At 58.0% G+C, this 13,553-nt stretch carries 14 protein-coding genes; 8 read left to right on the forward strand and 6 right to left on the reverse strand.

Features of this window, described 5'->3' with window-relative positions:
• Positions 1–17: 17 nt before the first annotated feature.
• Entirely contained in the window at positions 18–1,454 is a 1,437-nt protein-coding gene (locus AAF358_02980) for a hypothetical protein (protein ID MEM7704486.1), read from the reverse strand.
• Between the two features lie 315 nt (positions 1,455–1,769).
• Here AAF358_02980 and AAF358_02985 point away from each other — a divergent pair, with 315 nt between their 5' ends.
• The gene (locus AAF358_02985) at positions 1,770–2,225 is read left to right on the forward strand and encodes a hypothetical protein (protein MEM7704487.1); all 456 of its coding nucleotides are present in this window, start codon (positions 1,770–1,772) and stop codon (positions 2,223–2,225) included.
• Between the two features lie 15 nt (positions 2,226–2,240).
• Here AAF358_02985 and AAF358_02990 read toward each other — a convergent pair whose 3' ends face one another.
• Positions 2,241–3,392, reverse strand: coding sequence for a hypothetical protein (locus AAF358_02990; protein ID MEM7704488.1), 1,152 nt, complete (start codon positions 3,390–3,392; stop codon positions 2,241–2,243).
• A gap of 168 nt (positions 3,393–3,560) precedes the next feature.
• Between AAF358_02990 and AAF358_02995 the strand changes: the two genes are divergently transcribed.
• A complete protein-coding gene (locus AAF358_02995; GenBank protein MEM7704489.1) occupies positions 3,561–3,887 on the forward strand; it encodes a DUF6164 family protein in 327 nt (108 codons plus the stop codon).
• Positions 3,888–3,912: 25 nt separating this feature from the next.
• Here AAF358_02995 and AAF358_03000 read toward each other — a convergent pair whose 3' ends face one another.
• Positions 3,913–4,953 (reverse strand): CpcT/CpeT family chromophore lyase, encoded by a 1,041-nt coding sequence (locus tag AAF358_03000; GenBank protein MEM7704490.1) that lies wholly within the window; start codon positions 4,951–4,953, stop codon positions 3,913–3,915.
• A 273-nt stretch (positions 4,954–5,226) separates the two neighbouring features.
• Between AAF358_03000 and AAF358_03005 the strand changes: the two genes are divergently transcribed.
• On the forward strand, positions 5,227–6,150 hold the full coding sequence (locus tag AAF358_03005; protein ID MEM7704491.1) for a phytanoyl-CoA dioxygenase family protein: 924 nt from the start codon (positions 5,227–5,229) through the stop codon (positions 6,148–6,150).
• 58 nt (positions 6,151–6,208) lie between these two features.
• On the forward strand, positions 6,209–6,871 hold the full coding sequence (locus AAF358_03010; protein ID MEM7704492.1) for a TetR/AcrR family transcriptional regulator: 663 nt from the start codon (positions 6,209–6,211) through the stop codon (positions 6,869–6,871).
• Between the two features lie 122 nt (positions 6,872–6,993).
• Here the strand turns inward: AAF358_03010 and AAF358_03015 are convergent, their stop codons facing one another.
• Positions 6,994–8,073 carry a VOC family protein gene (locus AAF358_03015; GenBank protein MEM7704493.1) on the reverse strand — a complete coding sequence of 360 codons (1,080 nt, stop codon included), beginning with the start codon at positions 8,071–8,073 and terminating at the stop codon, positions 6,994–6,996.
• Entirely contained in the window at positions 8,070–9,416 is a 1,347-nt protein-coding gene (locus AAF358_03020) for a 3-oxoacid CoA-transferase (GenBank protein ID MEM7704494.1), read from the reverse strand. Before AAF358_03020 ends, AAF358_03015 begins: the two co-directional genes overlap by 4 nt.
• A gap of 152 nt (positions 9,417–9,568) precedes the next feature.
• Here AAF358_03020 and AAF358_03025 point away from each other — a divergent pair, with 152 nt between their 5' ends.
• Positions 9,569–10,804, forward strand: coding sequence for an MFS transporter (locus AAF358_03025; protein MEM7704495.1), 1,236 nt, complete (start codon positions 9,569–9,571; stop codon positions 10,802–10,804).
• Here the strand turns inward: AAF358_03025 and AAF358_03030 are convergent.
• A complete protein-coding gene (locus AAF358_03030) occupies positions 10,801–11,169 on the reverse strand; it encodes a carboxymuconolactone decarboxylase family protein (protein MEM7704496.1) in 369 nt (122 codons plus the stop codon). The two genes, AAF358_03025 and AAF358_03030, sit on opposite strands and share 4 nt — an antisense overlap.
• 148 nt (positions 11,170–11,317) lie before the next feature.
• Between AAF358_03030 and AAF358_03035 the strand changes: the two genes are divergently transcribed.
• The 3 genes from AAF358_03035 to AAF358_03045 are packed head-to-tail and all read left to right on the forward strand — an operon-like array spanning position 11,318 to position 13,547.
• Positions 11,318–12,217 (forward strand): fumarylacetoacetate hydrolase family protein, encoded by a 900-nt coding sequence (locus AAF358_03035; protein ID MEM7704497.1) that lies wholly within the window; start codon positions 11,318–11,320, stop codon positions 12,215–12,217.
• Positions 12,214–13,203 carry a cytochrome b gene (locus tag AAF358_03040; protein MEM7704498.1) on the forward strand — a complete coding sequence of 330 codons (990 nt, stop codon included), beginning with the start codon at positions 12,214–12,216 and terminating at the stop codon, positions 13,201–13,203. Before AAF358_03035 ends, AAF358_03040 begins: the two co-directional genes overlap by 4 nt.
• A 14-nt stretch (positions 13,204–13,217) precedes the next feature.
• Positions 13,218–13,547, forward strand: a complete 330-nt coding sequence (locus AAF358_03045; protein ID MEM7704499.1) for a hypothetical protein — start codon at positions 13,218–13,220, stop codon at positions 13,545–13,547.
• Positions 13,548–13,553 lie beyond the last annotated feature (6 nt).

Below are 13,553 nucleotides of genomic sequence, written 5' to 3' on the forward strand. Positions count from 1 at the left end.
ACAACAGTCTCCAATTCTCAGTTCGTAATGGGGTTCGGCGTACCTTGATAGGCGTCGTCAAACAACACGTAGGCATCCTTGCCGTTCACCGTTGCGTAGATCTGGTTTTTGATGTGGTAGTGATAGACCGGGGTATCCGGAGAGTATTGGGTGAGCCCAACATGTCCGCCGGACGCATCGAGGTCAGTGGGATGTTCATTACTGGGCCAGTCTCGGCGGCCGTAAAGGAAAAACCCGTCTCGTAAAATTGCGAACAGCTCGTAGTCATCGTTGGTGATTGGAGTCGGCTCCAGATGGTAGTGATAGACCTGCGGGCCTGTGTGCGCACCATAGTCGTCAAAGCCGGAAATTACGCCTTGGTTCAGGCTGTCGGCTGGGCCTTCCTGGTCGTTAAAAATGGGTGCGCCTGTGATTGCGATGCCGATCGGCCCCAGCGTGGTGCTGGTTGGTGAGTCGGCCAGCGCGGGGTTGATCGGCACGGTGAGAAAATAGCGATTGGTGTAGCTCTCAATGAAGCCCGGCGACATCCTGCTGACGGTCGTTTCCGGCCCCGCCTCGACATATAGTCCGCTGTCGCCATCGGGATCCCAATAGGGGGACGGATGATCGGGCCGGCCAGCAGCTTCCAGCGTCACCGTCCCGTCTTCGATGTTGCCGACAACAGTCACGTTGCTGCCAAAAGCAGAAAAGGTAAGCGGCAGCTCGCTGGCGGTTTCGCTTGCGGTATCCAGGGGCACATCGTCTACGCGGGTGGCGACAACCTGGGTTGAGTCTGCGCTGCTCTCACCGGCATAGAATCGGTTGGTCTCCGGCATTTTGATAGGAAGTGCTATATCGTCCTGTGCAAAGGTAAGGCTCAGCCCGGTGTCGCTGGAGGAAATGCTGCCGATGCTCTCCCCGCTTGCCAGGCTGCTGACCGTACTGCTGGTCCCGCTGTCTGTTTCGATCTGCACCAGCTGCATGCTGCCGATGCCGCTGTCCAGGGTCGACAAGGCCCATTGGCCGGACAGCTGCTCCAGGGTTCCGCCAAAGGCCCAAAAGGTACGCTCGATAGGAATGGTCTCACCTTCCCAGGCGAGGGTACCGGCCTGATTGCTGGTGAAGTTGATGACGGCGACACCCTGGGCGGAATCGCTCGTTGTGGGGGCATTAAAGGCACAGGCGATGCACTGTCCGTTCAGGCTTTCGAAGGTATCGCCAACAAAGGTTCCGATTTCGGTTGTGGAGGTCTCGTCCGGACTATAAATCCCCTGGATTGTGAGCCATTCGGGGAGCCCGTCCGCGGCGTAGTGAAAAGAGGCGATGAACATGATGTTGTTCTGTCGCTCGATCAGGTAGCCACGCCCCGGCTCGTTTGGATTCCACCACCACCCGTCTTCCGGATATTCCGCGGCCAGGGCGGAACAGGAGAACGCCATGAACACGGTAAAAACCGAAGCTCGAATTCTGAACATTTTGGAAGACTCCGCTCTATGGATGGGTGAAGCCTAGGTATCAATTGTGCGGAGAATAAGGAGAAACTGTGGAGTCTTGGCTCTTACCACGCGGGATGTTGAGTGTGCACCTGTGTGAAACGGAGTCTGAAACGGGGTCAGGTTAATTTTCTTTCAGGGTATTCCTTCAAACTCTAGGGACAAGAAGCTCAGGGGGCGTCCGGGGCAAGGAATTCAGGGGCATCAGCCACTTCGGGTATCGACACGGAGCCGAAATCCGTGCTTCGGATCATGCTTGCTATAGTGGCGCTCCAACAGAGTAAGGAATGGGCGAAGATGGAAACGGAGTTGTTGCCCTTGGGCGCGCCCGAACTGGGGATGACAAGAGGGGAGATGTTGGAGCACATCGACTTTCTCTGGAACTACATACATTCGCAAATTGAATTTACGATCCAGATCGTCTTCGCATGGCTGATCGCGATGTTCTTCACCGCGAAGCAGTTAAAAATGTCGCAATTCATCGCAGCGCACGTTTTTTATCTGATGTTCCTGACTCGACAGTACTTTGGCATCGCGGACAGTCAAGCCGCTTTGGGAGTGTGGTACGACAGAATCGCGCTCCCCAACATTGACAGTGTCAAGGCGGAAGATCCGCTTCTCGTTTTTTTTAATAGTTTTTCCGGGTACTTTGAACAGTTCCTTTTTGTGGCAGTCGTGGCTGGTACGATTTGGTGGTCCTTCAGTTGCAGAACGGAAAGGTCCCGGACGATAATCGCCAGCTCGCCAGATTGATTGCTACTGGGAATCTCAGAGCTCAGCATCAAAGGGGTCTCGCTCCTCGATCCACTGGCGGAGCACCTCTGCCACCACACGATGTCCCGCCGGCGTCCAGTGCCCGTCATTTTCGAAGTACGTGCGCTCGCCTGTTCGCTCGGCGGCGCGGAGTGCCTGCGTCGGGTCGAGCACCGGAATAGATTCCGAATCCCCCCACGCTGCCAGGGCAGCGGCCAGCGGATCGTCGTTGGCGGCTCGCTGGGCGCATAGCTCCGCCTCGTATTGACACAGACGCGGGTACTGCCCGATGAGCGTCGCAAAAGGCACATAAAGCAGGACCACATTACTGCCCCGTTTACGAGCCCGGCGTGCCAGGTCGCGAACGTGCCCGAGCGCTCGCTGCGCGCTGAAATCGAGCGCTCCTCGATCGAGGGGCTCCAGCTCCGACGGCAGGACAGGAGTAGCGTTGTTCCGACGGAGGTTCGCCAGCACCAGGCGGCCCGTCCACGATTGCGCCAGCAACCGACCAACCCCTTGCAGCCGCGGCACAAAAGGCCGGGCTGGTGAGTCGAAATAGCCCTCGGCGTTGACCATCAGGCTGCGGCTGCCGAGACCGATCCATTGTTCGCGCTCGTCGTACCAATAGATAACGTCCTGTTGATCCGCACCGAGATCGTTCCAGGCGAACAGCTGAACCACCAAGAGTTCCTTTGGCAGGTATTGCGGATTTTGCTTGAGGAAAAAATCGTAGTATGGGGGGCTATGCCCATTGGGGTACGCCAGCGGTTCCACTCTTCGGTTCACCAACAGTTTTTCCAGCTGGGCGCCATACCGCTCCTCAACCTCTACCGCCCAACCGAAGGCGAAGGAGTCTCCCACGATAGTCACGTCGGGCTGGGCCAGGACCTTTCGATCAGACCGAAAACCCTGGGCATTTGTCCTTACCTGAGTGCAAAACTCATCGCGGCAAAAACGCCTTTCGTGATGGGGCTTGGGCGCATAGAAAATACCCGTCAGCTGAGGAACAAAGCCGCCGAGCCACACCTGATTGGCCGGGTAAAGATGGAGATTGGCCGGTCGCGTGGCGCTGACCCAGGACCAGACCGCTAGCTCACTCAGACCGCCAGCCAATACGGCGGTGATCAAAACCAGAGCGCCCCAGAACATCCCCTCGCGCCCCGTCATGCCGGTTAGCCTGCCATTCCTTGAAAAGCTCGCCTAAACCACACAACCCCAATCCCCAAGCGCTGAATGAAGCTAGGCTAGGACACATTCACTGAAAGTCCGCTGAACAACCTCGAAACCTGTCGATACTTCTGAGCTTGGGTGGGCACCCCATGTCACAATGACGCCATGAGCAAGCGCGTTTTTGATGCCCGGTCAGCGCCGGAGGAAGAGATCCAGGGCGTAAAGGAAACGTTGGATGGGGCCGGCATTCAATACTATGAAACCAAAACCGGGACCTGGGGCTTCGGCAGCGCGGGGCTCTGGCTCTATGACGATGCTGACCATCGGCGAGCCCGCGAGCTCATCGACGAGTTTCAGACGCGCTGGGTTGAGCAAGCACGCTCTCAGGGCGAACGCCCCTCCATGCGCTGGTCGATGCTTCCGCTACTGGCAGGTTTTGTGGGCCTTCTCATCTGGGCGTTCTGGAGCTTGCTCAAGTCCCTGGGAAGCTGAGCTTGTTTCCTCAACCACTGCCATTCTAGGGCGGCGGGCTTTGCCAAGGGCCGGCTGGGGGTTTCCTGAGGTAGGGCTGCGTTTCACTTGTCGGCTTGATGTAGCAGGACGTAATCATCCATATCAGGTTAAGGCCGACACTCGTTTCTTCGGGCGCACCCCAAGAGTAGGTCAGGTTGCGGTCTTTGCCGCCTGAGCGTTCTACGACATACATGACAAACACATCGTTGGTGAAACCCGTGGCGACGTTGTTCATGGCCCAGTCGACGTTGCGCAAACGGATACCAATCTGCCGGTCTGGTTTTTCGTCTGTTGGCTGAGGCACGAAGTATTCGCCGCCCTGGTCATGCATTCGAATATCGCCAAAGTTGCCTGATGTTCCCTCGCCAGAAAATCCCATGTTGCAGGTGAACCAGCGGGCGCGCAGCTGCTTGTGGAGCACTTCCGGCTCGGAGTTGACTTGAACATCATCGGCCAAGCGTCGGACCACGTCGCCTTTCCATAACGCTCGGTCGTCCAGCATCATCTGATAATCGGCGTAGACGGTCTCTCCTCCCTCTTCATACACGCAGGCCTTCTCTTTCATAACACCGTGATAGCCATGAACAATCGGCTTCCAGAACAGGTCGCATTCCGGGAGGTGGGTAAGGTCATCAAGCGACAGGCTGTTCAGCAACGACAAATCATCAATAGCGTTGCGGTACGGCTCTCCATCAATACCGATAAACATATGGAGCTTCATGCGGATGGCGTTTTCCTCTTCATCCCGATGAAAGGAATAGATCCGAGGGTGCCACCGATCTTGCTCGTACCAGTAGTCGAGGATGAAGAACGCATGTTCGCCGAACCTGTCGCTGGGGATACGCCTTACCCCTGACGATACGCGCTCGTGCCGGACGTCATCTGACAGGTTCAGTCGATTATCGAAATAGACCTGCTCGTTGTTGTCGTAAGACCCGGGGAACAAGTGGGCAATAATCTGCAGGTCCCGCTGAAGTGGATGCTGATCCTGTGCTGCGGCGGCCGTGCTGATGAGCGCCAACACGGTAAATAGTCTGATGAACATGGTGGTTTCCCCGGGTTCTACCCCATCAATTTGGACGGTTGGGAATAGAGTGACTTCTGCTGTATTCAAGCTCCATCCTACGCGGCTGCCGCGGATTAACCAGAGTCTTTCCTTGGGAGACCTTTGTCGATCCGCGTCTTTACGATTTGAGGCCGGTATCGCTGACACCAGCTTACGACGTCCATCCAAACCAAGTTGTATTTAATTAGACATATGGCTAATATGAGAATTAATTAGCCATATGTCTAATTTATCTTTCTGGAGCGAAGGAATATGTCAGCTGAACCGTTAGCCGCAGGCCAAATTAGGGCGGTCACACAAGAAGAAATTGCGCATTATGAGAAGCACGGTGTTGTGCACTTGCCCGGTATTCTCGATCTCGGGCTGGTCAATCGAATGGAGAGTGTCTTCATGGAAGTCATGGATACTCAGTCCGAGGGAATGGCGAGTTCAGATTTTGAGGAACTCGCGAAAGGGCTGGAGGCACAGGGGCTGGAAATTTTGAACGAAAAGAAAGACCCGAGCGATACATCCGCCAAGCACCGGGGCAAGTTCAAAGCGGGCAGTTTCAACTGCTATAACTACCCATCGCTCAACAGCCTTGGACAAAAGGCTCCATTTGGCCAAATCGCAGCCGATCTCATGGGCTCCAGCAAAATCTGCTTTTATGGTGATCAGCTCTTTTGGAAGCAGCCAAACTCACTGCAACGCACGGCCTTTCATCAGGACGCCACCTACTTCCATCATGAGGGCGAGCAATGCTGCACGTTCTGGATGCCGATGGACAAAGTGGATGAAGAAAACGGCATGATGGGCTACGCGAGAAGCTCCCATCGGGGCGCACTCTACAAGCCCAACCTGTTTGTCAGCCAGGCATCTTTTCCGGGGTCCGAGGGCCAACCGCTGCCTGACGTAGAGGGCAATGAAGATGAGTTTGATGTGGTGTACTACCCGGCGGAACCCGGGGACATTATTGTTCACCACGTCAAAACCTGGCACGGATCAACCGGCAACGTCAGCCCCACCCGCCACCGCCGGGCACTGACGCTGCGCTACCTGGGTGATGACGTCCGCTATCTGGAGCGCCCGGGGACGCCTCCCGACTCCCCGAAAAGTGCTAGCCTGAAAAACGGAGACCCGATCGAGTGTGATGAGTTTCCCCTGATGTGGACCCGCACACAGGGCTTCCTTTCTTGAGCCGTTTTGGGTGGAATCTTAGCCTTCGTCTAAAACCACAAAGCAATCAGAGGCAAGGTTGAAACCCCAGCAAGCACGCCGACGACGGGGACGTCCTCAAACCCATGAGGGCGCTGTATCCCGCGACCAGATCCTAAACGTCGCCATAAGTGCATTTGCCGCTTCGGGATTCGAAGCCATGTCCATCCGCGCACTGACTCGAGAACTGAACGTAAGCCACGGCCTGATTCACCATTACTTCGGCTCCAAACGCCAACTCTGGGAGGCCTGCGTCGACGTTTATTTCCGCGCCCTCCGCGATAAGATGATTGCCCTTGCACCCGTCCCGGAGAAGTCCATACCGCCGGCAGAAGCCGCGCGGGAATTCATCCGCGTTTCGGTGAAGCTCTCGGCACGATTTCCCGGCTGCGTCCGCATACTGCTGGATGAAGGCGCGCAAGGGGGTGAGCGTCTTGACTACCTGCTGTCCGAATATCTCGACCCCATCGGTAAGGCATGGGTGGAAGCCATAGCGCAACTTGACGAAAGTGCCGGCATTCAGCCCCCCGATGCTCGGACATTATTTTTCCTCATCACCTTTGGCGGTTCTATTCCGTTCTGTGCGCCGGCACTATCCGCACATTTCGAAGGTGAGCCATTGGAGTCCGACCCGGCGATTGAGCGCCATGCCGATTTGGTGGCCAATCTGCTTGTCGACGGAATTCGATCGCGGCCTGAGTAAGGCATCAGCAGCGACAACAAGGCTGTTTCGAAGTCACAGCTTGTTTTGAACCTAGCGGTGTAAAGAGTCCGTTTAACCCTCTTAGGGATTCCGTCTCAGTGTTCTCGTCCGATTAGGCCGGCTCATTCTTCGAAAGCTTTCAGTAGGTCAACCACCGCCGGGTGCTCTTTCCTCCAGGCATCCACCATTTCGTTGGGAATACTGAGATTGAAGGTGCTTGGTGGCAGGGGACCGTACTGGCCCAAAGCGAAGCTCCGCGCCGGCACGTCGGCAGGCGGCCGGGAAGCGTCAACCAGATCACCGTCGGTCCAGTGCTCAAGGGTGAACCCAGCCGGGTCTCGCCAATAGTCGTAGATCTGGCTGCCCAGCAAGTGCCTGCCGATTCCCCACTCGTGGAGATATTGACCTTGCGTTTTCATCCGATAGTGACCGGCTAACAGGTCGTCGATACTGCCGCTAAGCTCAAAACCGCCGTGGCCAAAGGTACCAACGTGCCCTTCCCTGCCTTTCCGCGGCCCGACGATGTTGACAATGTGATGGTCTACCAGCGTGTCCCCGCGATTGGCCCGCATGAACGCGCCGGAGCGTTTTCCGTCGAGCATCACAAGATTGTCGGTCACCAGAAGCCCAAGGGTATTGGCATACCATTCGATGGACGTGTCCGCGTCCGTCACGTTGATGGCGTAGTGCCCGACGCGCAGAACCCGCGACGCGAGGTTGTAGCGCCATTTGTCGTCTCGTAAAGACCACTCTCCCGCGTCCCGCCCGATGCGTTGCAGCACGTTGACGCGTGACTTTTGGGTGCCGGAGTTTAGTGCCGGAGCCGGCCGTGTATCAGGCTCGGCAAAATCAACACCGTAATACACCTCTACGCCGAGCCCGTCGGGGTCGGCAATCTTGACGGCCTGTCCGCCGCCGGGTTCCTGGCTCTCGACAATAGGGGCATCAAATGCGTTTGCCAGCGACTGGAGTTCGTCCGGGGAATCGACGTAATAGCCTGCTCCCAGAAAGCGGTTATCGGCGCCTCGGCGTGCGCAATAGCAAAACGGCGCCAGGCCGGAACCTCGAAAGTAGATCGCGTCGTCACTTTCCCGGATGAGTTCTAGACCAAAATGATCCAGATACTCCTTTTGCGCTTCAAAATCGGTGAGCTGAAAGCGTAGAAACAACAGGTCGGCAATGCGGCAAATCGGCTTACTCATAGGTTGGCCACCCGGTAGGTTGCGGTCGTGTTGGCGGCAACGTCCTCAAGGGTTGCGCCCGGCAGCAGGCGCTCGAGGACCATGCCGGACTCATCAAAGCGAAAGACCCCGAGATCGGTGATCAGCAGGTCGACGACTCCGCTGGCCGTGAGCGGAAGATTGCAGCGATCCACCACTTTGCTTGTGCCATCGCGGGCGCAGTGGGTCATGGTGACAATGAGCTTCCGGGCGCCGCCTGCCAGGTCCATTGCGCCGCCGACTCCCAGCAGCGGCTTGCCGGGTACCGCCCAGTTCGCCAGGTTGCCGTGTTCATCCACCTGCAGGCCGCCCATGATGGCGACATCCACATGCCCCCCGCGGATCATGGCGAAGGAGGTGGCGCTGTCGAAATAGCTCGCCCCGGGGAGCGCCGTTACCGGGACCTTACCGGCGTTGACCGGGTGTTCCAGCGCGCCGCCGCTTTCCGGCTCAGGGCCCACACCCAGCAGTCCATTTTCCGTATGGAGGATGATGCCGTCCTCGGGCCCGATGAGATCGGCCACCAGGGTCGGTATGCCGATCCCAAGGTTGACGATGTCGCCCGTAGACAACTCCATCAGCGCCGCCCGGGCCATGTTCTCGCGCTGCTCGTCCGTTCGCTTTTCGCTTGCCGAGACTGACGCTGAGGTGCCCAACTGTTCAAGGCCAATGCTCGCCTGCACCAGATAGTCGACAAAACAGCACGGTGTGTGGACGTGTTCTGGCTCCAGCTTGCCCACCGGCACGATGTGCTCGACCTCTGCGATAACCAGATCGGCGGCGGTCGCTGCGGCATTGTTAAAATTACTTTCCGTCAGTCGATACTGAAGGTTGCCTGCGGTGTCCGCTTTCCAAGCTCGCACCAAGGCAACGTTTGCGCGAAGCGCGGGGACAAACACCATTTCCGTACCGTCGAAATCCCGCGTTTCCCGACCTTCAGCCAGCGGCGTACCAGCCGCGGTCGGCGTATAAAACCCACCGATGCCTGCACCGCCAGCCCGCAGGGCCTCCGCCAGCGTGCCCTGAGGCAGCAGCTCCACTTCCATACTCCCTTCCTGGGCGGCCTGCACCGCTTCGCGATTGGAAGTGAAGTAAGAACCGACGGCTTTGCGGATTTTGCCGCGGCGCAGCAACCGCCCGCCGCCCAGCCCAGGCTCCCCCACGTTGTTACCGATGTAGGTCAGCTCGTTGACCGGCGTTTCGGCCAACGCGTGCAGCAGATTCACAGGATGGCCCGTCATGCCGAAGCCGCCGGCGATGATCGTATCGCCAGCTTTCACGTGGCTCACGGCCTGCTCTGCTGTGACCTGGGGAACGGCTTTCATGAAGACCTCACTGCGGATCGACGAGCCGTCGCGGCAGGTCTGCCGCCCGTGATCGCCAAGTTGCCACAAAATTCTTTAACTTTGAACGCAGGCGAATATAATATTTTTAAAATTGCACTTTAACAACTTTAATTTCCCGCCGGAGAAAGCCAATGAATAATGAGAACGAAGCCGGCTGGGATAAGGCCTACGAGCTCAAAGCGGTGACTCTGCTGGCGCTGAGCTTCGGCCTCGTGGGGCTTGACCGATTCATCATTCTGCCGCTGTTTCCCCTTATATCGGAGGACCTGGGCCTCAACTACCAGGACCTCGGACTGATTGCGGGTGTCCTCGCCCTGACCTGGGGGCTGGCGGCGGTGATCACCGGCAGCCTGTCCGACCGGTTTGGCTATCGCCGCGTGCTGGTGACCACAACAATTGCGTTTTCGGTTCTGGTTGCCGCTAGCGGGCTTGCCACCGGGTTGCTCACCCTGCTGCTCCTCCGCGGGCTGATGGGGTTTGCCGAGGGCGGCTTTCTCCCGGCCAGCATCGTGGCAACGCTTCGCGCGGCAAAACCCAGCCGCAGCGGGCTGATGGTGGGTCTTCAGCAGATGTCTGCGCCGCTGGTCGGTCTGTTTCTGGGGCCAATTATCGCCATCGGGCTGCTGCGGGTTCTCCCAGGCTGGGAGTGGGTGTTTGCCATGGTCGCCATTCCGGGTTTTATCGTCGCTTTCTTGCTGTGGCGCGTGATCCGGGACACGGTGCCCGGAAGCCCATCGAATGAGACTCCGCTAAACACCAGTCCCAAGGCCTCTTTTGGAACCGCCATCAAAAACCGCAACGTGATTTTCTGCGCGCTGGCGATGCTCGGATTCCTTTCCAGCCTGCATACGCTGTCTGCGTTTATGCCCAATTACCTGACGGACCACATCGGTATGTCGATCGACCGCATGGGATTTGTGTTGTCCTCGCTTGGAGCGGGTGGTGTGCTCGGAATGATCTTGATACCGGCGCTATCCGATCGTGCCGGCCGCAAACGGGTGATGGTGATCGCGCTGATCTTTGCCGTGCTGGCGCTGTTCGCGCTGACCCGCCTCAGCTCTGGAGCCCTGGCGATCTCGGCCTGCCTCTTTGTCGTGAGCGCATCGATCTCGGGCGTGGTCGCAATCACCGTCGGGCCGTTCATCAACGGGTCAGTGCCGCCGACCATCACGGCGACGGCAACGGGCATTGTCAGCGGCGCCGGCGAGATGGTTGGGGGCGCTTTCGCCCCGGCCATCGCGGGCGGGATCGCTCAGGAAAATGGTATCGCGGTGATCCCTTACATTTCACTGATCGCGGCGGTGTTTGCGATCATTGTGGTGATCTTCGGGCTCAAAGAGCCGGCCCGGGAAGTCGTACCCGCCTAGTCTTCGCCGAGAGGCCACACTTCATCCAGGACGCGCATTGCGCTCACGCCCGCTGGCCAGCCGGCGTAGTGAGCGATGTGGATGATCATGTCCTCCAGCTTTTTACGAGGGATTCCCAAGTTGCGGGCACCTTTGAAGTGGGCACGTTGCTCAGCTTCCTTGCCCAAAGCAACAAGGGCGGTGCAGGTAATCAGAGAACGCTCCTGCATCTCCAGCGAGCCACGCTGCCAGACGTCACCAAATAGGTGAGAAATGGTGTATTCGGTTAACCGCTCCGGCCACGGAAGCTCACTGGGGTGACGGCCGAATAGGGTCGCTAACAGTTCGGTTCCCCGGCGCTCGCGCTCGTCTTGTTTGTCGCTCACTACAATCCCCTGGGAGGCCAAATTGACCTCATTATTATGCGCACGAAAGCATACTAAAGAACTTTATTTTTGCACGCAAGCATATATAATCGAGCGGACGGCAGTCCCTAATTCGAACTATTTCGCCGCAATTCAAAGGAAAATTCACATGAGGCTACTGACCTTTACCCACAACGGCGCAACGCGCACGGGGGCGCTGCGCGGCGACCATATCGTAGACCTGAACGCCACCGACGCCGGTATTCCAGACGAGATGGTAGCCCTGCTTCAAGGCGGCGACGCCATGCTCGATCGGGCCCGCGCCGCGGCGGATACGGGCGACCCGGCAATCGCGCTGGCCGACGTCCATTTGGAGAGCCCCATTCTAGTCCCGCCAAGGATCCTGGCGATCGGACTCAACTATGAATCACATTTCAACGAGATTCCGGAAGAGATCAAGAAAAAGCGAAGCCTCGGACTGCCGAAGACGCCCATGATGTTCAACAAGCAGAACACCTCGATTACCGGCCCCTATGACGACGTCATGCTGCCGCCGGAATCACCGGAACTGGACTGGGAGGCCGAACTGGGGGTCATAATCGGGAAGACCGCACGACGCGTAAGCAAAGCAGACGCATTTGAGGTGGTCGCCGGGTATACCGTCATCAACGACGTCTCCGTCCGTGACTGGCAGCGCGCCGCCATGACGATGACGATGGGCAAGTCCTGGGATACCCACTGTCCGATGGGCCCAACCATTGTTACCAAAGACGAGATGCCCGAACCCGAGACCCTCAATGCCCGCACGATTGTGGATGGTGAGGTGAAGCAGGATTTCAACACCGGCGACATGCTGTTCGACGTGGCCTCCATTATTGAGTATCTGTCGACGGCATTCACACTTCAGCCTGGGGACGTGATCGCCACCGGGACCGCCGCCGGCGTAGCGCTGTTTGCTGAGGGCCAACCGTGGCTCAAGGAGGGACAGCGGGTACGGGTAGAGATCGAAGGGCTCGGCCACATTGAAAACCTGGTCGTCAAAGACAAGGGCGTGAGCTTCATCCGATGAAGTCGTGGTCATTGGCGCGCGCCACCGCAGCATTACTGCTGACGGCAGCACTGGGGTATGCCTTGCCAGGTATGGCGGCGGAAACGGCTGCCGGCGTCCCAAACCTCGAGGAGTACCACCGGCTACCAGGCCACATCGACAGCTGGATCGCGCTCGCCATTGTGGTGACATCCCTGCTGATTGCCGCGGGTCTCAACAGCGCCGCGCCGGCGGTGCGCACCGCCGGAACAGTTTTAGCAGCTCTCGGCTGCCTGTCGGTGTGCGGCTGGTTCCTGATGGTGAAAGGTACGGGCATCTTCGAGGCCCCGCGCGAGGCCTTGTTTCCCAGCGATGCGATTAAACCCAAAGTCCTGACCGTACTGGCTGCGGCAAGCCTGATCTCAGGCCTCTTTTTGCTCCGGGTGGCGGCTTGGCAGAACAAGCGCACCGACGAGCTTCAGCTGCCCGCCAGCAATACGCCGGAGCGCTACGGCCGCTTTTCCCGCGTGCTGCATTGGTCCACCGCCATCATGTTCATCTCGCTGATACCCATGGGATTTTTCACCTCGATGATTCCCTACGACGTTGCCTGGCGGCAGGGGTACTACGTGGTGCATAAGACCATCGGATTCATGGTGCTGTTGCTGGTGTTTGTCCGTATCGTCTGGCATCTCAAGAGTAAGCCCCCTGGGCTGGACGCCGGGCTCAGATGGTGGGAACGGGCGTCAGCAAAGTCGGCCCATATTCTGCTCTACTTCATGATGATTGCCCTGCCCGTTTCCGGTTTCGTCATGTCCACCTATGGCGGCAAGTGGTCACATTTCTTTATCTGGGATCTGCCTTTGTGGTGGGGAGAGGATCTTGAGGCCATCAAGCCGTTCGGCCTGATGCACAAGGTGGTACTGCCATACCTGTGCATGATCATCATCGGCGCCCACGTTATCGGCGCGCTGAAACACCATTTCATCGATAAGCATCGCGACAGCATTCATCGCATGGTCTCTTAACCAGTCTAAGCGGCATGAGTCTTCCCAACGTACTACGAATTGTCGGCGGATTGATCGTGTTGATGGTGATCGGCGAGTACGTCGTTCTCAAGCAACTCATGCTGCCGCCCCTGGTGGTGGTGGCGGTCTTGCTTGGCTTGTCGTTTGCGTATGGTCGCTGGCCGAAGCCGGTCGCATGGATAGCCGTGGTGCTGAGCATTCTCACGCCGGTAGCCGCCCTAAACGGCTATCTGCAGGGCAAACTGCCTCTTATTGTGCCCATCTTTGATGCGGTCATTTTTGCCTGGGTACTGTGGACGGCAGTTGCGGCGCTGCGCTCCCGGCCAAACGCGCAGGCTGCGTAGCACAGG

It is taken from the genome of Pseudomonadota bacterium (assembly GCA_039033415.1).
Lineage (GTDB): Bacteria > Pseudomonadota > Gammaproteobacteria > Xanthomonadales > SZUA-38 > JANQOZ01.